At 71.0% G+C, this 20,876-nt stretch carries 14 protein-coding genes and 1 pseudogene; 7 read left to right on the top strand and 8 right to left on the bottom strand.

All coding sequences use genetic code 11. The annotated features are described in order from the left end of the window. Positions 1 to 252 precede the first annotated feature (252 nt). The 3 genes from ABD198_RS26170 to thyX form a co-directional block, all read right to left on the bottom strand. Positions 253 to 1,938 carry a ribonuclease J gene (locus ABD198_RS26170; RefSeq protein WP_344006361.1) on the bottom strand — a complete coding sequence of 562 codons (1,686 nt, stop codon included), beginning with the start codon at positions 1,936 to 1,938 and terminating at the stop codon, positions 253 to 255. A gap of 155 nt (positions 1,939 to 2,093) precedes the next feature. Then, a complete protein-coding gene (gene dapA, locus ABD198_RS26165; protein ID WP_344006359.1) occupies positions 2,094 to 2,993 on the bottom strand; it encodes a 4-hydroxy-tetrahydrodipicolinate synthase in 900 nt (299 codons plus the stop codon). A gap of 219 nt (positions 2,994 to 3,212) precedes the next feature. Further along, positions 3,213 to 3,947 carry an FAD-dependent thymidylate synthase gene (gene thyX / locus ABD198_RS26160; RefSeq protein WP_344006357.1) on the bottom strand — a complete coding sequence of 245 codons (735 nt, stop codon included), beginning with the start codon at positions 3,945 to 3,947 and terminating at the stop codon, positions 3,213 to 3,215. Positions 3,948 to 4,095: 148 nt separating this feature from the next. On the opposite strand from thyX, the gene ABD198_RS26155 reads away from it, so the two are divergent. Then, on the top strand, positions 4,096 to 4,641 hold the full coding sequence (locus ABD198_RS26155; protein WP_344006355.1) for a YdbT family protein: 546 nt from the start codon (positions 4,096 to 4,098) through the stop codon (positions 4,639 to 4,641). Between the two features lie 45 nt (positions 4,642 to 4,686). Here ABD198_RS26155 and ABD198_RS26150 read toward each other — a convergent pair whose 3' ends face one another. The 5 genes from ABD198_RS26150 to rpsO form a co-directional block, all read right to left on the bottom strand. Continuing rightward, positions 4,687 to 5,136, bottom strand: a complete 450-nt coding sequence (locus tag ABD198_RS26150) for a hypothetical protein (protein WP_344006353.1) — start codon at positions 5,134 to 5,136, stop codon at positions 4,687 to 4,689. A 14-nt stretch (positions 5,137 to 5,150) separates the two neighbouring features. Continuing rightward, positions 5,151 to 5,903: a 4-hydroxy-tetrahydrodipicolinate reductase gene (gene dapB, locus ABD198_RS26145; RefSeq protein WP_344006351.1), complete on the bottom strand. Its 753-nt coding sequence runs from the start codon at positions 5,901 to 5,903 to the stop codon at positions 5,151 to 5,153. A gap of 51 nt (positions 5,904 to 5,954) precedes the next feature. Next, complete coding sequence (locus ABD198_RS26140; protein ID WP_344006349.1) at positions 5,955 to 7,334, bottom strand: M16 family metallopeptidase; 1,380 nt, start codon at positions 7,332 to 7,334, stop codon at positions 5,955 to 5,957. Then, entirely contained in the window at positions 7,331 to 9,547 is a 2,217-nt protein-coding gene (locus ABD198_RS26135; RefSeq protein ID WP_344006347.1) for a polyribonucleotide nucleotidyltransferase, read from the bottom strand. Before ABD198_RS26135 ends, ABD198_RS26140 begins: the two co-directional genes overlap by 4 nt. Before the next feature lie 371 nt (positions 9,548 to 9,918). After that, positions 9,919 to 10,206, bottom strand: coding sequence for a 30S ribosomal protein S15 (gene rpsO / locus ABD198_RS26130; protein WP_344006345.1), 288 nt, complete (start codon positions 10,204 to 10,206; stop codon positions 9,919 to 9,921). Between the two features lie 302 nt (positions 10,207 to 10,508). Here rpsO and ABD198_RS26125 point away from each other — a divergent pair, with 302 nt between their 5' ends. The 6 genes and pseudogenes from ABD198_RS26125 to ABD198_RS26100 form a co-directional block, all read left to right on the top strand. Continuing rightward, a complete protein-coding gene (locus ABD198_RS26125; protein ID WP_344006343.1) occupies positions 10,509 to 10,832 on the top strand; it encodes a DUF397 domain-containing protein in 324 nt (107 codons plus the stop codon). 1,027 nt (positions 10,833 to 11,859) lie between these two features. After that, positions 11,860 to 15,219, top strand: coding sequence for an SCO5717 family growth-regulating ATPase (locus ABD198_RS26120; RefSeq protein WP_344006341.1), 3,360 nt, complete (start codon positions 11,860 to 11,862; stop codon positions 15,217 to 15,219). A gap of 320 nt (positions 15,220 to 15,539) precedes the next feature. Then, positions 15,540 to 17,408 (top strand): ABC transporter substrate-binding protein, encoded by a 1,869-nt coding sequence (locus ABD198_RS26115; RefSeq protein ID WP_344006339.1) that lies wholly within the window; start codon positions 15,540 to 15,542, stop codon positions 17,406 to 17,408. A 15-nt stretch (positions 17,409 to 17,423) separates the two neighbouring features. Further along, positions 17,424 to 18,500: an ABC transporter permease gene (locus ABD198_RS26110; RefSeq protein WP_344006337.1), complete on the top strand. Its 1,077-nt coding sequence runs from the start codon at positions 17,424 to 17,426 to the stop codon at positions 18,498 to 18,500. Then, on the top strand, positions 18,497 to 19,444 hold the full coding sequence (locus ABD198_RS26105) for an ABC transporter permease (protein WP_344006335.1): 948 nt from the start codon (positions 18,497 to 18,499) through the stop codon (positions 19,442 to 19,444). Before ABD198_RS26110 ends, ABD198_RS26105 begins: the two co-directional genes overlap by 4 nt. Continuing rightward, positions 19,441 to 20,442 (top strand): annotated as a pseudogene (locus ABD198_RS26100) (ABC transporter ATP-binding protein); the annotation flags it as partial. The gene ABD198_RS26105 and the pseudogene ABD198_RS26100, both read left to right, overlap by 4 nt. Positions 20,443 to 20,876: the final 434 nt, after the last annotated feature.

Below are 20,876 nucleotides of genomic sequence, written 5' to 3'. Positions count from 1 at the left end.
GCCGATCCGATTTCCTCGGTGCCTTTCCGGGTTCCGCTTGCGCGTTTCCCTTTCCGGCGCACCCGACTTTATCAGAGATTCTGAGCCGGATTTCCCTCCCCCTCCGGGCGGTTGCCTCCGGCGCACGAGGTGGCCGGGTGCCCGGTCGGGAGGAGTTGTAAACGTACTGGAGCGGGGCGGCTCGATGCAAATCGAGCCGCCCCGCTCCCAGTTCGCGCCCTGTCTGCGGTCCGACGGACCGTCAGATCGAGCTCAGACCTCCACCACGACGGGCAGGATCATGGGCCGGCGCCGGTAGGTGTCGGAGACCCACTTGCCCAGCGTGCGGCGGACGAGCTGCTGCATCTGATGCGGTTCGACAACGCCGTCCTGGGCGGAGCGCTCCAGGGACTCGGTGATCTTCGGGATCACCTCGCCGAAGGCCGAGTCGTCGATGCCTGAGCCTCGGGCCTGGATGTGCGGGCCGCCGGTGATCTTGCCGGTCGAGGAGTCGAGGACGACGAAGACCGAGATGATGCCCTCGTCGCCGAGGATCTTGCGGTCCTTCAGGGCCGGCTCACCGACGTCGCCGACGGAGAGGCCGTCGACATAGACGTAGCCCGCCTGGACCTTGCCGGAGATCTTGGCCTTGCCCTCGATCAGGTCGACGGCGACGCCGTCCTCGGCGATGACGATGCGGTCGTGGGGGACGCCGGTCAGCGCGCCCAGTTCCGCGTTGGCGCGCAGGTGCCGCCATTCGCCGTGGACCGGCATCAGGTTGCGCGGGCGGCAGATGTTGTAGAAGTACAGCAGCTCGCCCGCAGAGGCGTGGCCCGAGACGTGGACCTTGGCGTTGCCCTTGTGGACGACGTTGGCGCCCCAGCGGGTGAGGCCGTTGATCACGCGGTAGACCGCGTTCTCGTTGCCCGGGATCAGGGAGGACGCCAGGATCACGGTGTCGCCCTCGACGATCCGGATCTGGTGGTCGCGGTTGGCCATGCGGGACAGGGCGGCCATGGGCTCGCCCTGGGAGCCGGTGCAGACCAGGACCACCTCGTGGTCGGGCAGGTCGTCCAGGGTCTTGACGTCCACCACCAGGCCCGGCGGGACCTTCAGATAGCCGAGGTCGCGGGCGATGCCCATGTTGCGGACCATGGAGCGGCCGACGAAGGCGACCCGGCGGCCGTACTCGTGGGCGGCGTCCAGAATCTGCTGGATGCGGTGGACGTGGCTGGCGAAGCTGGCCACGATGATCCGCTTGCGGGCGCCGGCGAACACCTGGCGGAGCACATGGGAGATGTCGCGCTCGTGCGGGGTGAAGCCGGGGACCTCGGCGTTGGTGGAGTCGGAGAGGAGGAGGTCGATGCCCTCCTCGCTCAGCCGCGCGAACGCGTGTAGATCCGTGAGGCGGTTGTCCAGCGGCAGCTGGTCCATCTTGAAGTCGCCGGTGTGGACGACCATGCCCGCGGGGGTGCGCACGGCGACGGCGAGCGCGTCCGGGATGGAGTGGTTGACCGCGATGAACTCGCAGTCGAAGGGGCCGATGCGCTCGCGGTGTCCCTCCGCCACCTCCAGGGTGTAGGGACGGATGCGGTGCTCCTGGAGCTTGGCCTCGATCAGAGCGAGGGTCAGCTTGGAGCCGATCAGCGGGATGTCCGGCTTCTCGCGCAGCAGGAACGGGACGCCGCCGATGTGGTCCTCGTGGCCGTGGGTGAGGACGATCCCCTCGATGTCGTCGAGACGGTCCCGGATGGACGAGAAGTCCGGCAGGATCAGGTCGATTCCGGGCTGCTCCTCCTCGGGGAAGAGCACTCCGCAGTCGACGATCAGCAGGCGGCCGCCGTACTCGAAGACCGTCATGTTCCGGCCGATCTCGCCCAGGCCGCCGAGTGGGGTGACGCGCAGTGCGCCGTCGGCCAGCGGCGGGGGCGGGCCGAGTTCAGGATGCGGATGACTCAAAAGACTCTCCTCAACCACGCGCGCCACGTACCGGTGGGGCACGTGGCGCGCGTGACGTTCGTGCAGAAGCAGTTGTCGTATGGGGTGCGGGCACCGGTGGCCCGCCTATTCAGTTGTGGAGTCCGGTGCGCGAGCGGTCGCGCGAAGTCTGTTGTTTAAAGCTGTACCCCGCCGGCGGCAAGATCGATCTTGAGCTGCTCGATCTCCTCCGGCGTGCACTCGGCCATGGGGGGACGCAGTGGGCCGGCGGGCAGGCCCTTCAGGGCGAGGGCCGCCTTGGTGGTCATCACGCCCTGGGTGCGGAACATGCCCGTGTAGACCGGGAGCAGCTTCTGGTGGATCTCGGTGGCCTTCTGGACGTCGCCGGAGGTGTACGCCTCGACCAGGGCGCGCAGCTCGGCGGTGACCAGGTGGCCGACGACGGAGACGAAGCCGACCGCGCCCACGGAGAGCAGGGGCAGGTTGAGCATGTCGTCGCCGGAGTACCAGGCGAGGCCGGAGCGGGCGATGGCCCAGCTGGCGCGGCCGAGGTCGCCCTTGGCGTCCTTGTTGGCGACGATCCTCGGGTGCTCGGCGAGCCGGACGATCGTCTCGGTGTTGATCGGGACGCCGCTGCGGCCGGGGATGTCGTAGAGCATGACGGGCAGCCCGGTGGCGTCGGCGATGGCCGTGAAGTGCCGGTACAGGCCCTCCTGCGGGGGCTTGTTGTAGTACGGCGTGACGACCAGCAGGCCGTGGGCGCCGGTGCGCTCGGCGGTGCGGGCCAGCTCGATGCTGTGGTGGGTGTCGTTGGTGCCGACTCCGGCCACCACGTGGGCGCGGTCGCCGACGGCCTCCAGTACCGCCCGTACGAGATCCCTTTTCTCCGCGTCGCTGGTGGTGGGGGACTCGCCGGTGGTGCCGTTGATGATCAGGCCGTCGTTGCCTGCGTCCACCAGGTGGGTGGCGAGCCGCTGTGCGCCGTCGAGGTCGAGTGCGCCGTCCGCCGTGAAGGGCGTGACCATGGCGGTGAGGACCCGCCCGAAGGGGGTCTGCGGAGTGGAGGTCGGAGCCATGGGTAACACGCTACTCGTTGCTCAGGACCGGGTCTGCCCTCGGGGCGGGCGACAAGGTGGTGCATATGGGGAGCCCGGTACTGCCTGCTCGGGGGTTCAGGCAGTACCGGGTCCGTTTGATCAGGCTAGGAAACTTCGCCATGTGCCGCAATACGGACACTTCGCAGGGCTGATCCGTACATGTGTGCCGGTGTGGGGAACGTCGCCGGGCAACCCGGGTTACGGGGCGACGCGTCCGTTGGCGTTGAAGGCGGCGTAGGTGAGCGGCATGAGCCGGGCCCACTCGGCCTCCATCTTCTCGCCGACCATCTCGATCTCCCGCTGCGGGAAGGACGGCACCTTGGCCAGCTCGTGCTGGGTGCGCAGGCCGAGGAAGTGCATCAGCGAGCGGGCGTTGCAGGTGGCGTACATCGTGGAGTACAGGCCGACGGGGAGCACCGAGCGGGCGACCTCACGGGCGATGCCGGCGGCGAGCATCTCCTGGTAGGTGCGGTAGGCCTGGCGGTACGACTCCTCCATGGACTCGGTGACCAGCCGGTGCTGCTCGGGGGTGCCCTCGACGAAGCGGTACTTGCCGGGCCGGCCCTCCTGGACCAGTTTGCGGGAGCTGTCCGGGACGTAGAAGACCGGCTGGAGCTCCCGGTAGCGGCCCGACTCCTCGTTGTACGACCAGCCGACCCGGTGCCGCATGAACTCGCGGAAGACGAAGATCGGGGCGCTGATGAAGAAGGTCATCGAGTTGTGCTCGAACGGGCTGCCGTGCCGGTCCCGCATCAGGTAGTTGATCAGGCCCTTGGAGCGCTCCGGGTCCTTCTGCAGCTCGTCCAGGGACTGCTCCCCGATCGTGGACACACGGGCCGCGAACAGTACGTCGGAGTCCGCCGCGCTGTGTTTGACCAGCTCAACGGTGACGTCGCTACGGAACTCGATCTTGAAGTCTGCGTCGGGGTTCACGGTGTGAGGGGCCTTCCCGTCTGGTCCTGTGCGCCGTCACTTTACCCACGGAAGGGCCATGGTCCGGGCGGTGGCTGCTGGTGAGCGAGGAAACGTATCGGTAGCCTCACCGGGCACAGCAATCACATGGATCTAGTGAGGACCCGCCGTGCCCCTGCCCTTTCTGACGGCCGATCTCGACACCGCGGACGATGTCCCGCTGCCCTATGAGGACCGTGACCGCTGGCGGCGCCCCTACCGTCCGGGCCCCTGGCGGGTGGGGACGGCGGCGGTGTTGCTGCTGCTCGCCTCGTTCGTGCTGTTCTCCGCGGTGATCATCGCGGCGACGGCGTCGGTGTCGTCGGCCGGGGTGGTCTTCGGGCTGGCGCTGGTCGTCATCGCCGGTGCGCTGCGGCTGCTGCGGATGGGCGTGTGGGTGAGCGCCCGGGGCCTGCGGCAGGTGCTGTTCTTCACCACGCGCACGGTGCCGTGGGAGCAGGTCGGCTCGGTGCGCACGGTGCAGCAGCCGGTGCGGCTGCTGGGGCTGCCCCGGATGGTGCAGGGTCAGGCGCTGCTGCTGGCGCGGCGCGGGCAGGCGGAGGCGGTGCCGCCGCTGCTGACCACGCACAACGCCGACTTCCTGGGGCGTGACCTCGCCTTCGACCGGGCGGCCGACACGGTGGAGGCGTGGGCGGAGGAGTACCGCCGGGTGTGAGGAGCCCGGTGCGCGGCGCCATCCCTCACAGCATGGCGCCATGGCTCACCGGGAGGTGCTGTGCCGGTGCAGGGCGATGGCGCGCTGCATGGCCTTGCGGGCGCGCGGGGTGTCGCGGGCGTCGTGGTAGGCGACGGCGAGCCGGAACCAGCTGCGCCAGTCGTCGGGGGCGGCCTCGGTCTCGGCCTTGCGGCGGGCGAAGACCTCGTCGGCCGAGTCGCGGTCGATGCGCCCGCTGGGCAGGCGCTTCAGCTCGTCGACGGGCAGTCCGCCCTCGGCCTCGAGCTGGGCGGCGAGGCGGTTGGCCTGCCGGACGAACTGGGTGTTCTTCCACAGGAACCACACCCCGATCACCGGCAGGATCAGGACCGCGATGCCGAAGGCGACGGTGACGGGCGTGCCGGCCTCGATGAGGAGCACGCCCCGGCTGCCGACCAGGACGAAGTAGACGACCAGGACGGCAGCCGTGAGGGCGTAGGAGATCTTGGCGCGCATGGCGGGGATGGGGCTCAGTTCAGGTCGAGGAAGTGCTCCAGGCCGAAGGTCAGGCCCGGGGTGCTGATCACGCGGCGGACGCCGAGCAGGATGCCCGGCATGAAGCTGCTGTGGTGCAGGGAGTCGTGGCGGATGGTGAGGGTCTCGCCCTCGCCGCCGAGCAGGACCTCCTGGTGGGCCAGCAGGCCGCGCAGGCGGACCGCGTGCACCGGGACGCCGTCGACGTCGGCGCCGCGGGCCCCGTCCAGGGCGGTGACCGTGGCGTCCGGGGCGGGCGCGGAGCCGGCGGCGCGGCGGGCCTCGGCGATGAGCTGGGCGGTGCGGGTGGCGGTGCCGGAGGGGGCGTCGGCCTTGTTCGGGTGGTGCAGCTCGACGACCTCGACGGACTCGAACAGCGGGGCGGCGATCTGCGCGAACTTCATGGTCAGGACGGCGCCGATGGAGAAGTTGGGCGCGATCAGCACGCCCGTCTCAGGGGACCGCTCCAGCCAGCCCTTGAGCTGGGCGAGGCGTTCCTCGGTCCAGCCGGTGGTGCCGACGACCGCGTGGATGTTGTGCCGCACGCAGAAGTCGAGGTTGCCCATGACCGAGGCGGGCGTGGTCAGCTCCACGGCGACCTGGGCGCCGGACTCGACGAGCGTCTCCAGCTTGTCGCCCCGGCCGAGGGCGGCGACCAGTTCCATGTCCTCGGCGGCCTCGATCGCCTTGACCGCCTCGGATCCGATCCGGCCCTTGGCACCGAGGACCGCCACGCGCAGCTTGCTCATCTGTGTTGCTTCCTTACCGGAGGGGATTGCCGAGGGATTGCCGGGGGTGGGTCAGGCGACGGCTTCGTGCAGGCGGGCGGCCTGCTTGTCCTTCAGCGGGCCGATGACCGACAGGGAGGGCCGCCGTCCCAGGATGTCGCGGGCGACCGAGCGCACGTCGTCCGGGGTGACCGACGCTATCCGGCCCAGCATGTCGTCGACCGACATCTGCTCGCCCCAGCACAGCTCGCTCTTGCCGATGCGGTTCATCAGGGCGCCGGTGTCTTCCAGGCCGAGGACGGTGGAGCCCTGGAGCTGGCCGATGGCGCGCTCGATCTCGTCGTCCGGCAGTCCGTGCTCGGCGACCTGGTCGAGTTCGTCGCGGCAGATCTTCAGCACGTCGTGCACCTGGGAGGGCCTGCAGCCCGCGTACACGCCGAACAGGCCGCAGTCGGCGAAGCCGGAGGTGTAGGAGTACACGCTGTAGGCGAGGCCGCGCTTCTCCCGGACCTCCTGGAAGAGGCGGGAGGACATGCCGCCGCCGAGGGCGGTGTTCAGCACGCCGAGGGCCCAGCGGCGCTCGTCGGTGCGGGCCAGGCCGGGCATGCCGAGCACGATGTGCGCCTGCTCGGTGCTGCGGTCGACCACCTCGACGCGTCCGGCGGTGCGCAGGGCGCGGGTGCCGCCGCGCGGGGCGACCGGCTGGGCGCCAGGGTCCTTGAGGGCGCCCGCCTTCTCGAAGGCGGCGCGGACCTGGCGTACGACCTTGTTGTGGTCGATGTTGCCGGCGCAGGCGACGACCAGGTGGGTGGGGTCGTAGTGCTTCTTGTAGAAGCGGCGGATGCGCTCGGCGGTGAGGGCGTTGACCGTGTCGACGGTGCCGAGGACGGGGCGGCCGAGGGGGTTGTCGCCGAACATGGTGTGCGCGAACAGGTCGTGCACACAGTCGCCCGGGTCGTCCTCGGTCATGGCGATCTCTTCGAGGATGGCGCCGCGCTCGACGTCCACGTCCTCCTGGCGGATCAGCGAGCCGGTGAGCATGTCGCACACCACGTCGATGGCGAGCGGCAGGTCGCTGTCGAGCACGCGTGCGTAGTAGCACGTGTACTCCTTGGCGGTGAACGCGTTCATCTCGCCGCCGACCGCGTCGAGGGCGGAGGAGATCTCCAGGGCGGAGCGGCGTGCGGTGCCCTTGAAGAGCAGGTGCTCCAGGTAGTGGGTGGCGCCGTTCAGCGCGGGGGTCTCGTCGCGGGAGCCGACGTGCGCCCAGATGCCGAAGGTGGCGGAGCGGACGGTGGGCTGGGTCTCGGTGACGACGCGCAGGCCGCCGGGGAGGGTGGTCTTGCGGACCGTGCCGATGCCGTTCTCGCCCTTGATGAGCGTTTGGGTACGGGCGACGGCCCGCGCCTCCGAGGAGGTGCGGGCCGTCGCCTTGAAGCCACGGGACGTCACTTGGCGGCGTCGTCCTTGTTCTCGTCGGAGTTCTCGCCCTCGAGCACGGGGATCAGGGAGAGCTTGCCGCGGGAGTCGATCTCGGCGATCTCGACCTGGACCTTCTGGCCCACGCCGAGGACGTCCTCGACGTTCTCCACGCGCTTGCCGCCGGCCAGCTTGCGGATCTGCGAGATGTGCAGCAGACCGTCCTTGCCGGGCAGCAGGGAGACGAACGCACCGAAGGTGGTGGTCTTGACGACCGTGCCCAGGTAGCGCTCGCCGACCTCGGGCATCGTCGGGTTGGCGATGCCGTTGATGGTGGCGCGGGCGGCCTCGGCGGAGGGGCCGTCGGCGGCGCCGATGTAGATGGTGCCGTCGTCCTCGATGGTGATCTCGGCGCCGGTGTCCTCCTGGATCTGGTTGATCATCTTGCCCTTGGGGCCGATGACCTCGCCGATCTTGTCGACCGGGATCTTCACGGTGATGATCCGCGGCGCGTTGGGGGACATCTCGTCCGGCCGGTCGATCGCTTCCATCATCACGTCGAGGATGTGGAGGCGGGCGTCCCGGGCCTGCTTGAGGGCGGCGGCCAGGACGGAGGCCGGGATGCCGTCCAGCTTGGTGTCGAGCTGGAGGGCGGTGACGAACTCCTTGGTGCCGGCCACCTTGAAGTCCATGTCGCCGAAGGCGTCCTCCGCACCGAGGATGTCGGTGAGGGTGACGTAGTGTGTCTCGCCGTCGATCTCCTGGGAGATCAGGCCCATGGCGATACCGGCGACGGGGGCCTTCAGCGGCACACCGGCGTTCAGCAGCGACATGGTGGAGGCGCAGACGGAGCCCATGGACGTCGAGCCGTTGGAGCCGAGGGCCTCGGACACCTGGCGGATCGCGTAGGGGAACTCCTCGCGGCTCGGCAGGACCGGGAGCAGAGCGCGCTCGGCGAGGGCGCCGTGGCCGATCTCGCGGCGCTTCGGGGAGCCGACGCGGCCGGTCTCGCCGGTGGAGTACGGCGGGAAGTTGTAGTTGTGCATGTAGCGCTTGCGGGTCACCGGCGAGAGGGTGTCCAGCTGCTGCTCCATGCGCAGCATGTTCAGCGTGGTGACGCCCAGGATCTGGGTCTCGCCGCGCTCGAACAGCGCCGAGCCGTGGACCCGCGGGATGGCCTCGACCTCGGCGGCCAGGGTGCGGATGTCGGTGACACCGCGGCCGTCGATGCGCTTCTTCTCCTTGATCACGCGCTCGCGGACCAGCTGCTTGGTGAGCGCGCGGTACGCGGCGGAGATCTCCTTCTCGCGGCCCTCGAACTCCGGCAGGAGCTTCTCGGCGGCGAGCTGCTTGACGCGGTCCAGCTCGGCCTCGCGCTCCTGCTTGCCGGCGATGGTGAGCGCCTGGGCGAGCTCGGGCTTGACGGCGGCGGTCAGGGCCTCCAGGACGTCGTCCTGGTAGTCGAGGAAGATCGGGAACTCGGCGACCGGCTTGGCGGCCTTGGCGGCGAGGTCCGACTGGGCCTTGCAGAGGACCCGGATGAAGGGCTTGGCGGCCTCCAGACCGGCGGCGACGACCTCCTCGGTGGGCGCCTCGGCGCCGCCCTCGATGAGCTTGATCGTCTTGTCGGTGGCCTCGGCCTCGACCATCATGATCGCGACGTCGCCGTCCTCCAGGGTGCGGCCCGCGACGACCATGTCGAAGACGGCCTCCTCGAGCTCGGAGTGCGTCGGGAAGGCCACCCACTGGCCGCGGATCAGCGCGACGCGGACGCCGCCGATCGGGCCGGAGAAGGGCAGGCCGGCCAGCTGCGTGGACGCGGAGGCGGCGTTGATCGCCACCACGTCGTACAGGTGGTCGGGGTTGAGCGCCATCACCGTGGCGACGATCTGGATCTCGTTGCGCAGGCCCTTCTTGAAGGAGGGGCGCAGCGGGCGGTCGATCAGGCGGCAGGTGAGGATGGCGTCCTCGGAGGGCCGGCCCTCACGGCGGAAGAACGAGCCGGGGATCTTGCCGGCGGCGTACATCCGCTCCTCGACGTCCACCGTGAGCGGGAAGAAGTCGAGCTGGTCCTTGGGGTTCTTGGACGCGGTGGTGGCCGACAGCACCATGGTGTCGTCGTCCAGGTACGCGACGGCGGAGCCGGCGGCCTGCTTGGCCAGGCGACCCGTCTCGAAGCGAACGGTGCGGGTGCCGAAGGAGCCGTTGTCGATGACGGCCTCGGCGTAGTGGGTCTCGTTCTCCACTAGCGGTTTCTCCGTTACTTTGTCGTCTTTCGTCCCGTCTGCCCGCGTGGCAGGGGGACGAGTGCGGAGAAGCGCGCCGTATGTGCGGGCCGGTCTTCGATCGAAGCACCCGGGGTCGATTCCCCGGGGGCCACTACCGAGGACCGGCGGCGGCTGGGTGCGCCTCTCCTCATGCTTGAAGTGCTTGAAGTGCTTGAAGTTCTTGAAGTTCTTGGATCGTGCGGTGTCGTCCGTCTTGCTTTGTGCGTTGTGCTACCACACTACAAAGGAGCGGTGACACTGCGCACGTACAGCGGTACAGCCGCGGCCGCACTGCCGTACAGCAAAGGGAGCGGCCCCCTGGTTCAGGGAACCGCTCCCTTCACGGCGTCCTACTTGGCGCCCGCCGCACCGCGGCGGATGCCCAGGCGGTCGACCAGCGCGCGGAAGCGCTGGATGTCCTTCTTGGCCAGGTACTGCAGCAGCCGGCGGCGCTGACCGACCAGGATCAGCAGACCACGACGAGAGTGGTGGTCGTGCTTGTGGGTCTTGAGGTGCTCCGTCAGGTCGGAGATCCGACGGGACAGGAGAGCGACCTGGACCTCGGGGGAGCCGGTGTCACCCTCCTTGGTCGCGAACTCGGCGATGATCTGCTTCTTCGTGGCGGCGTCGAGCGACACTCGTACTCCTCGTAATCTGTGAGTGGCCACCGAGTGCCCCCGGTCTGCTTCTCGGGGGAGCTTCCATGACTCGGAAGGCGGGGATCCGCTGGGCGCGACCTCCAGAGCCTGCGCTCCGGTGGTGCGTACACAAACGGCCGTCACTCAGGGTACCAGGCGGCGGGGGCCCTTCTTGCCGCCTGGTCACCAGCTCGGCAAAACCGCCCAGGTGGGACGGGCACCGCCACTAGGGTGACGCTCGGACGATCGGTACGGCCGGGTACATGAGGTACCCGGGTACGTCGGGAAGGGGTCGCTGCGGCATGGCGGAGACAGCTGAGGAGATCAAGGCGCGCAAGGAGCGGGAGAGAGACGAGCTGTACGCCCTCGACATCTCCGGCGTCGAGTGGCACGGCCCGCCCGGCACCTCCCCGGACGAGGAACGGGTGGAGATCGCGTACCTGCCCGGCGGCGCGGTGGCCATGCGGTCCTCGCTCGACCACGACACGGTGCTGCGCTACACGGAGGCGGAGTGGCGGGCCTTCGTGCTGGGGGCGCGGGACGGCGAGTTCGATCTGAAGCCACCGGGCGACTCGTCGGAGGCTGCGCCGCAGGAGGCGCCGGAGGGTTCGTCGCAGAACTCCTGATCCGAGCGACCGCCGCACACGCCCGGGAGGCCGCATCGGCCTCCCGGGCGACGCATGTCCGGCTCGTACCGCGATGCCGGGCGAACGCCAGGACCCCCAGTGAGCAGGCCCCCAGTGAGGACGAGCCGGTACGGCGTCACCGGCTTCCCGGCGCCGGCGACTCGCCGCCGTGACGGCGGCGGTGATGTGCGACGTGCCGCCGGCGGTGCGGGAGCGTGGTCCCTGTTCGGGCCGGAGGGCGGCGACGGAGGATGCGAGGGCCTGCTGCGGAACGAGCGCATCCGTGCCGCGCTCGCGGCAGGCGGCAACCCGCCGAGCGGCAGAGAGCCTTGTCGCGGCGGAGCCCGGCGCCGGTGACACCCGGCTGGGTGCCGCCGCGACGCGGAACGCCCGCACTCTCGGCGTGCGGGACGCCGTGGCCGCCGATGTCGGGCACGACAGCGTGGGGGAGGACGCGGCCCAGTGGGACCACGACGTCATCAAGGGCCTGACGAGGAACGCCGGTGAGCCTCCGGCCCGTGCGAAGGACCCGGTGAACCATCTCGTCGGCACCCGGCGGCGGATGCTGCTCGGCCAGCGCGCCTCGCTCGAGGAGCAGAGCCCGTCATGGCCGGCGTCCGGGGGAAGGCCGTGGGGCTCGACCCCACGGTGCGCAGGTCGCTGCGGAAGGAATCCCTCGACGCCTCTTCCGGCGCGCGCGAGCGCGCACTGCGCGAACTGGACTGACGGCAAAGCGCCGTAAAACGCCCGAAGTTGGGTGCGGTATGCCGGTTCTTGTCCGGTTCTCTTACGTCTTGTGCCCGGCGGCGGTGGGGTGTTGGCGAGGTCGGTGGCTGTTCACGGAGCTGTGCTGGGGCTGTGACGGGCCTGCCGGTGGGCCTGAAGTGGTGACTAGGGTGGGATCGGGCGTGGTCGGTCCTGCAATCGGACGAGACGACCACGCGGCAACCTCGAACAACTTCCGGCGACGACAAGATGCTGGTCGCACAGCGCGGCGTGCGGGTGCTCGACCACACCAGGAGGAACTGTGAGCAGCGATCGGGACGGGATCCGCGGGGGCTGGGCGACACCCGGCGATGACCAGCCCGACGCGGAGTCCGCCGTCGAGGCGACGGGCGAGTTCACCATCGACTACGCGCCGCCGGCCTGGTACACGCAGAACGCCTCGGGATCGTCGGCGTCGGAGGGCTCGTCCGCCTCTGCTACGGGGGAGGCTTCGGATTCCGTGTCCGCAGCGCCTTCCGAGCCTGCTGCCGATACCGACGGGTCGCCTTCGGTCAGCGCTGAGCCTGCTTCTCCGGTGCCGCCCGTTCCGGGGCTGACGCCGCCGCCCGCGGTGGGTTCTCCGGAGCCCTCCGTGAATCCGGCGCCGGGGGCGCCTTTTGCCCCGCCCGCGCCCGCGCCTGCTTCCGGTGCACCCTTCACTCCGCCCGTGCCGCCTCCCGGGGTGCCGGGGGTCGTGCCCAAGCTGCCGGTGGGGTTCGAACCGCAGCAGCCGCAGGGGGAGGGTCAGATGAACGGGGGGTCTTCGTCGTCCCCGTCGGCGCCGGAGGCACCGGTCGCCGGGGCCGAGCCCGGGGTGACCGATCCCGGCAACGGTGACCTGGAGAGCGGTGCCACGATCCGGTTCTCCGCCGCCGCGCTGAAGCGGGAGTTCGCGCGGCGGGACACCGAGGCGGCGGGCGAGGAGAGCCCGTCCGGGGACGGTGAGGCCGAGGACGCCGGCGTTCCGGGCGAGGGCCGGGGCGAGACCGAGGTCGAGGCCGAGCACGGCGATGCGGACGCCGCGACCGCTGACGTCGGTGGCGAGGACCCGGAGGCCCCGGCGGCCGAGGCGGAGCGGGACGACGAGGGCTCCGGTGAGACGGAAGCCTCGGCGGAGGACGCCCCGAAAGCGGGGGCGGACTCCGTGGACGACGCAGACGCGGAGAGCCGGCCGGAGGAGCCGGAAGCGGAAGTCGAGTCCGAGGCCGAGTCCGGGGCCGAGTCCGAGGGCGGCGGGGCAGCGGAGGCGGATGCCTCCCAGGAGGAGGCCGCGGCCGCCGAGAGCGCCGAGGAGGCAGTGGCCGGGCCGGCCGAGCCCGAGGACGCGGCGCGCGAGGACGAGCCTCAGGACGCCGTGCCCGAGGACGCCGCACCCGCGGACGCGGTACCCGCAGACGCGGTGCCGGCCGATGCCACGTCCGCCGCTGTGGCACCGGCCGATGCCGCAGCGGCCGGACCCGAGCCCCAGGACGCCAAGCCGGCGGACGCCGCCGCGTCCTCCGACGCGCCCGGCGGCGAGGGGCCGCAGGACGCCGCCCCGCCCGCCTGGACTCCCCCGGTGCCGCAGGGCGCACCGCCGGTGCCGCCCGGCTACCCGGCCGCCCCGCCGCCCGCGGCGCAGTGGCCCGCTCAGCCCCCAGCGCAGCCCGGTGGGTACGGCTACCCGCAGCAGCCGCCCGCCCCGCAGGGACAGCAGCCGGGTATGCCTCCGCAGGCGCCCGCGCAGCAGCCTCAGCCGCAGCAGCCCGCCGCTGCCCAGGACCAGTCCGCCGCCTCGACGCAGCAGCCGCCCGTCCAGCCGCAGGCTCCGCAGCCGGCGTCGGCGCCGTGGAACACGCCGGGTGCCCAGCCGCCGCCTGCGACCGCGGTGCAGCCGCCGGCCGGTTACGGCTTCCCGCAGCCGGGCTCCTCCCCCGCGCCGGGCGCCCAGGGCGGCTACGGCTTCCCGAAGCCGGCGGCGGCCCAGGGGCCTGAGGCGCCGCAGGCGCAGGCGCCCGCGCAGCAGCCCAGCCCGCAGCCGGAGGCACAGGCCCCGCAGCAGCCGCCGGCCCAGCAGCCCTATCCGCCGGCCGGTTACGGCTTCCCGCAGCCCGGTACGCCCGGTGCGCCCGCGGCCGGTCCCGGCAACGGCTACGGCTTCCCGCTCCAGCAGCCCGCGCCGCAGGCACAGCCGCCGGCGCCGCAGCCTGGTGCGCCCGTGCCGCCCCAGCCGCAGCCCGGTGTGCCGCCGCAGGGACAGCCGCAGCCGCCCGTCGACCCCCGGCTCGGGGCCGCCTGGCCGCAGCCGATGCAGCACGATCAGCGGCAGCCGACCAACCCGCAGGCGACACCGCTCGGTTACACGGCCGCGGTGGAGCTGTCGTCGGACCGGCTGCTGAACAGCAAGAAGCAGAAGGCGAAGAGCAGCCGTCCGGTCGGCGGCTCGCGCTTCAAGCTCGGCGGCAAGAAGGAGGAGGCCGAGCGGCAGCGGAAGCTGGAGCTGATCCGCACGCCGGTGCTGTCCTGCTACCGCATCGCCGTGATCAGCCTCAAGGGCGGTGTGGGCAAGACGACGACCACCACCGCGCTCGGTGCGACGCTCGCCTCGGAGCGGCAGGACAAGATCCTGGCGATCGACGCGAACCCGGACGCCGGTACCCTCGGCCGCCGCGTGCGGCGGGAGACCGGAGCGACGATCCGTGACCTCGTCCAGGCGATCCCGTACCTCAACTCCTACATGGACATCCGGCGGTTCACCTCGCAGGCGCCGTCGGGGCTGGAGATCATCGCCAATGACGTGGACCCGGCCGTGTCCACCACGTTCAATGACGAGGACTACCGGCGCGCGATCGACGTGCTCGGCAAGCAGTACCCGATCATCCTGACCGACTCCGGCACGGGTCTGCTGTACAGCGCCATGCGCGGGGTGCTGGACCTCGCCGACCAGCTCATCATCATCTCCACGCCGTCCGTGGACGGTGCGAGCAGCGCCAGTACGACGCTGGACTGGCTGTCGGCGCACGGTTACGCGGAACTGGTCTCGCGGTCGATCACCGTCATCTCCGGGGTGCGCGAGACCGGCAAGATGATCAAGGTCGAGGACATCGTGTCGCACTTCGAGACGCGGTGCCGGGGCGTGGTCGTGGTGCCGTTCGACGAGCATCTGGCCGCCGGTGCGGAGGTCGACCTCGACATGATGCGGCCGAAGGTGCGGGAGGCGTACTTCAACCTCGCGGCCATGGTGGCCGAGGACTTCGTGCGGCATCAGCAGTCGCACGGGCTGTGGACCTCCGACGGCAACCCGCCGCCGGTCGCCGCCCCGCCGCTGCCGGGCCAGCCGCTCCCCGGCCAGCCCGTGCCCGGTCAGCCGATGCCCGGTCAGCCCCTCCCCGGCGGCCAGCCGCCGGTCCCGGGCCAGCCGGTTCCCGGACAGCCCCCGGCGCAGGGCCAGCCCCCGTACCCGGGCCAGCCCGGTCCCGGCCAGCCCGGCCCGTACCCGCAGCAGCCGCAGCAGCCGGGGGTGCCCCCGCAGGCCCAGCCCCAGCCGGGGCAGGGTTACCCGCAGCAGCCGCCGGCCCAGCAGCCCTATCCGCAGCAGCCGGGTCAGGCACCGCAGACGCCGCCGCCCCCGCCGCAGCAGTAGCGGCGGCGCGCGCGGGGGCGGCCCGCCCGGCGTCAATCACACACATCGGTACATCACATGATCGGCCCCTCTCGAGGGGCCGATCGTCATGTACGGGACCCTCCGCGCGGATGGGCGGAAATCGGCCGCCACCCCCTGGCCAGGGACGCGTCAGTGGTCTCGACCAATGGGCGTCAAAAGCTCGCCAATTCGTTATTTCCGCAGGCCACATGGGGTGCGCACGCCGTTGACGCCTTCAGATGGCGCTGATAGACACACTCAACACTCATCTGATCAACCCGTCCCATCCGTGCGAGCGATGACGCGAGGTCAGCGACCCTATGAACACGAACGATCGTGGCGATCAACGGCGCTCGGGGCGCACCCCCGGCCGCATCCGGCTCGTCGCGGCGGCCGGCGCCGCCGCACTCACCCTCACCGCCGGGCTCGCGACCCCGCTCAACCCGGCGCCGGAGCAGGCCCGTGCGGCCGACGACGGCAAGAAGGTGCTGACGGTCGCGGTGGCGCAGAGCGTCGACTCGCTCAGCCCGTTCCTGGCGGTGCGGCTGCTCAGCACGAGCATCCACCGGCTCACCTACGAGTACCTGACCAACTACGACCCCAAGGACAACCACGTCATCCCGGGTCTGGCCACCAAGTGGGAGTCCTCCCCGGACAAGCTGACCTGGACGTACACGATCCGCTCCAACTCCAAGTGGTCGGACGGCAAGCAGGCCACCGCCGAGGACGCGGCCTGGACGTTCAACAAGATGATGACCGACGAGGGCGCGGCCACCGCCAACGGCAGCTTCGTCGGCAACTTCGAGAAGGTCACCGCGCCCAGCCCGACCAAGCTGGTCATCAAGCTGAAGAAGCCGCAGGCCACGATGACGGCGCTGGACGTGCCGATCGTGCCCAAGCATGTGTGGGAGAAGGTCGACGACTTCTCGAAGTTCAACAATGACAAGGACTTCCCCGTCGTCGGCAACGGGCCGTTCATCCTCACCGACTACAAGCCGGACAGCTATGTGCGGATGAAGGCCAACAAGGACTTCTGGCGCGGTGCGCCGAAGTTCGACGAGCTGGTCTTCCGCTACTACAAGGACCAGGACGCGGCGGTGTCGGCGCTGCGCAAGGGCGAGGTGTCGTTCGTCGCCGGCTCGCCGTCGCTGACGCCCGCTCAGGCGGCCTCGCTGAAGGGCGAGAAGAACATCCACGTCAACGACGCGCCGGGCCGCCGCTTCTACGCGCTGGCCACCAACCCGGGTGCCAAGGCGAAGAACGGCGAGAAGATGGGTGACGGGCACCCCTCGCTGCTCGACCAGCGGGTGCGCAACGCCCTGTTCAAGGCGGTGGACCGCAAGGCCATCATCGACAAGGTGTTCCAGGGCCACGCCGTGGAGGGCGCGGGCTACATCCCGCCGCGTTTCTCGCAGTACTTCTGGAAGCCGTCGCCCGACCAGGAGCTGACGTACGACCCGGAGGAGGCGGCCCGGATGCTCGACCAGGCCGGCCTCAAGAAGAACGGGGACGGCAAGCGGGTCGGCAAGGACGGCAAGCCGATCAACTACCGGGTGCTGTGCCACGCCACCGACCCAAACGACAAGGCGATCGGCAAGTACCTGCAGGAGTGGTGGGGCAAGCTCGGCATCGGGGTCACCCTCAAGTGCCTGGACAATGTGACCGATCCCTGGCTGGCCGGTGAGTACGACCTGGCCTTCGACGGCTGGTCGGTCAACCCGGACCCCGACTTCGTGCTGTCGATCCACACCTGCGCCGCGCTGCCCGCCACGCCCAAGGACACCGGCGCGACCGACAACTTCATCTGCGACAAGAAGTACGACGAGCTCTACGCCAAGCAGCTCGCCGAGTACGACCCGGCCAAACGGGCGGACATCGTCAAGCAGATGGAGTCGCGGCTGTACGACCTCGGGTACATGAACGTCATGGCGTATCCGAACGCGGTCGAGGCGTACCGCACCGACCAGATCAAGTCGATCACCACCATGCCGGCGAAGGCGGGCAACATCTACGGCCAGGACGGCTACTGGAGCTGGTGGTCGGCGGTGCCGGCGGACTCCGGCGACTCCTCGGACGGCTCCTCCTCGGCCGGGGTGGTCATCGGGATCGTGGCGGGTGTCGTCGTCCTCGCCGGGCTGGGTGTGTTCCTCGCGATGCGGCGCCGGGCGACGGCCGATGACCGTGAGTAGCGTGCGGGGGTGCCGATGACCGCCGATGCGGCGTCCGCACCGATCGAGAAGCCGGGTGCCGCCGGTCCGGTGACGGACGGGCCGGCGGCGCCCCGCGGGCCGCGGGCCCGCACCACCACCGCGTATCTGCGGTATGTGGCGGGCAAGCTGGCGGGCGCGGCGGTGTCGCTGCTCGCCGTGCTCGTCACCAGCTTCTTCCTGTTCCGGCTGATCCCCGGCGACCCGGTGAAGTTCATGACCGGCGGGCGGCAGGTCTCGGCCGAGCAACTGGCCAACTACCGCGAGCAGTTCGGGCTGGATCTGCCGCTGTGGCAGCAGTTCACCGACTACTGCGGCAAGGCCCTCACCGGCGATCTGGGGACCTCGTACCAGTTCAACGCCCCGGTGATCGACAAGATCACCGAGGCGTTGCCGAACACCCTGCTGCTCACCGGCACGGCGTTCGTGCTCTACACCCTGCTGGGGATCTTCCTGGGGACGCGGTCGGCGTGGCGGCACGGGCGGCTCGGGGACCGGCTCAACACCGGCCTGGCGCTGACTCTGTACTCGGTCCCGTCGTTCTGGCTGGGGCTGCTGCTGATCGTCACGCTGTCGGTGGGGGTCGGGCCGCTGCCGGGGCTCTTCCCCACCGGGGGCATGGAGTCGGGTGGCGAGGAGGGCTTCGCCTACGTCCTGGACGTGGCCCACCATCTGATCCTGCCGGTGGTGACGCTGGTGGCCGTCGAGTACGGGCAGACGCTGCTGGTGACCCGGTCGGCGCTGCTGGACGAGATGGGCAGCGACTATCTGACCACCGCCCGCGCCAAGGGGCTGCGCGACGACCTCGTGCGGCGGCGCCACGCGGTGCCGAACGCGCTGCTGCCGACCGTGACGCTGATCTTCATCAACCTGGGCCGCACGGTGGCCGGGGTGATCCTGGTGGAGACGGTGTTCTCCTGGCCGGGCCTCGGCGGGCTGTTCTACCAGGCGCTCAGCGTGCCCGATCTGCCGCTGGTGCAGGGGCTGTTCTTCGTGTTCGCCGCCGCGGTGATCGTGATGAACACCCTGGCCGATCTGATCTATCCGCTGCTCGACCCCCGGGTGGGCCGATGACGACGACCGAGAACGGCACGACGAAGGAGCGGGCCGAGCAGGTTTCCGTGGCCGTACGGCCGCGGGCGCTCGCCTGGCGGCGGCGCCGGGCCTCGGCCGCGCGCTTCTGGCGCCAGTACCGCACGCACCGGGCGGGGCTCTTCGGCCTGGGCGCACTGCTGCTGTTCGCGCTGCTGGCGCTGACCGCTCCGCTGCTGGTCGGCTCCGACGTCGACAACGTGACCGACGCGCCCGGCGGACCGCTGGAGGAGCCGAGCGCCGAATTCCCGTTCGGCACCGACCGGTTCGGGCGGAACCTGCTCGGCCTGGTGATCTGGGGTGCGCGGGTGTCGCTTCTGGTGGGGCTGCTCGCCGCGGTGCTGTCGGTGGCGATCGGCACGCTGATCGGGGTGACGGCGGGGCACTTCAAGGGCTGGTACGCCACGGTCATGATGCGGATCACCGACTGGTTCCTGGTGATGCCCACACTGGTGCTGGCGATCGCGCTGGCCACGGTGATGCCGCGCTCGCTGCTCACCATCATCGTGGCGATCGGGGTGACCACCTGGCCGACCACCGCCCGGCTGGTGCGCGCGCAGACCCTGGCGGTGGAGACCCGGCCGTACATCGAGCGGGCGCGGGCGCTGGGCGGCGGCCACTGGCACATCATGTCCCGGCATGTGCTGCCCAATGTGATGCCGCTGGTGCTGGCGCAGACCACCCTGATCATCTCCACGGCGATCCTCGCCGAGGCGACGCTCGCCTTCCTCGGGCTCAGTGACCCGGCGGTCGTGTCCTGGGGCGCGCTGCTGCAGGACGCGCGGGAGGCGGGAGCGGTGAGCTCCGGTCACTGGTGGTATCTGGTGCCGCCGGGTGTCGCCATCGCCGTGGTGGCGCTGGCGTTCACGCTGTGCGGGCGGGCCGTGGAGCAGGTCCTCAACCCGAGGCTGGGGGTGTCGCGGTGACTCTGCTCGACGTCAGGGACCTGACGGTGACGTACGCGGGCGGCGCGGCGGCCGTGCGCGGAGTGGACCTGCGGCTGGAGGCCGGCCGGAAGCTCGGGATCGCGGGCGAGTCGGGCTGCGGCAAGTCCACGCTCGCGCTGGCGCTGCTGCGGCTGCTGCCGGCGGGCGCCCGGGTCGGCGGGAAGATCCTGCTGGACGGCGAGGACGTGCTGGCCATGAAGTGGGGCCGGGTCCGGGCGGTGCGCTGGGCCGGTGCCTCGATCGTCTTCCAAGGGGCGATGCACTCCCTCAACCCGGTGCACCGCATCGGCGACCAGATCGCCGAGCCGGTCCTGCTGCACGGCCGGGCGACCCCGGCAGCGGCCCGGAAGCGGGCCGGGGAGCTGCTGGAGCAGGTCGGTCTTCCGGCGGCCCGTGCGTCGGCCTACCCGCACGAGCTGTCCGGCGGCCAGCGGCAGCGGGTGATGATCGCGATGGCGCTCGCCTGCGACCCTCGGCTGATCATCGCGGACGAGCCGACCACCGCGCTCGATGTGATGATCCAGGCGCAGATCCTGCGCCTGATCGAGCAGCTGGTCGCGGACCAGGGCGTGGGCCTCATCATGATCAGTCACGATCTGGCGGTGCTCGCCGACACCTGCGACCGGCTCGCGGTGATGTACGCGGGCCGGGTGGTCGAGGAGGGCCCCGCCGGCCAGGTCTACGAGTCCGCCCGGCATCCGTACGCCCGTGCGCTGTCCGCCGCCTTCCCCCGCATCGGCGACCCGTCCTCCCGCTTCGCCCCGCGCGGCCTGCCCGGCGACCCCCCGGACCCGTCGGCCCTGCCGACCGGCTGCACGTTCCATCCCCGCTGCCCGGTCGCCCTGGACTCCTGCGCGACGGAGGACCAGCCCCTGCGCGAGGCGGGCCCGGCCTGGCGGGCAGCCTGCGTGCGGGTCGGCTTGAACGGCGACGCGGAGACGGGGCCCCCGGGCGCGGGCGACTCGGAGGAGCGGCTCGACGAGCCGGTGCGGCCCGGTGAGGCGGCACCGTCCGATGCCGAGGAGCCGGACGGCGAGGCACCTCGGTCCGCCGGCGCGGGACGGTCCGACGGGGCCGCGCGGCCTGGGCCCGAGGGTCCGGCGGAGGAGCCCGGCGACGCCGCACCACCTGGCGAACCTGCTGGATCCACTGACGCCGCACTGTCCGGCGAACCGGCAGGATTCATTGACGCCACACCGTCCGACGGCCCCGCAGAGTCCGGCGAGGCCGGGCAGCCCGACGAGGCGGCACGGACCGGTGAGGCGGAGCAACTCGGCGAAGGCGCACAGCCCGGCCGGGCCGCCGGCTCCGGCGATGACGGAACGGAGCCCGGCGACGGAACGGAGCCCGGCGACGGAACGGAGCCCGGCGACGGAACGGAGCCCGGCGACGGAACGGAGCCCGGCGACGG

It is taken from the genome of Streptomyces thermocarboxydovorans (genome assembly GCF_039524635.1).
In the GTDB taxonomy this organism is placed as follows: Bacteria; Actinomycetota; Actinomycetes; order Streptomycetales; family Streptomycetaceae; genus Streptomyces; species Streptomyces thermocarboxydovorans.
The sequence above is the reverse complement of the archived record's forward strand: the minus strand, read 5'-3'. Positions and strand labels throughout refer to the sequence as shown.

Bases quoted from the DNA above. Each gene is read 5' to 3' on its own strand.
- ABD198_RS26110 (WP_344006337.1), top strand. From the start codon at position 17,424: ATGACCGCCGATGCGGCGTCCGCACCGATCGAGAAGCCGGGTGCCGCC.
- ABD198_RS26115 (WP_344006339.1), top strand. From the start codon at position 15,540: ATGAACACGAACGATCGTGGCGATCAACGGCGCTCGGGGCGCACCCCC.
- dapA (WP_344006359.1), bottom strand. From the start codon at position 2,993: ATGGCTCCGACCTCCACTCCGCAGACCCCCTTCGGGCGGGTCCTCACC.
- ABD198_RS26105 (WP_344006335.1), top strand. From the start codon at position 18,497: ATGACGACGACCGAGAACGGCACGACGAAGGAGCGGGCCGAGCAGGTT.
- ABD198_RS26150 (WP_344006353.1), bottom strand. From the start codon at position 5,136: ATGCGCGCCAAGATCTCCTACGCCCTCACGGCTGCCGTCCTGGTCGTC.
- dapB (WP_344006351.1), bottom strand. From the start codon at position 5,903: ATGAGCAAGCTGCGCGTGGCGGTCCTCGGTGCCAAGGGCCGGATCGGA.
- ABD198_RS26125 (WP_344006343.1), top strand. From the start codon at position 10,509: ATGGCGGAGACAGCTGAGGAGATCAAGGCGCGCAAGGAGCGGGAGAGA.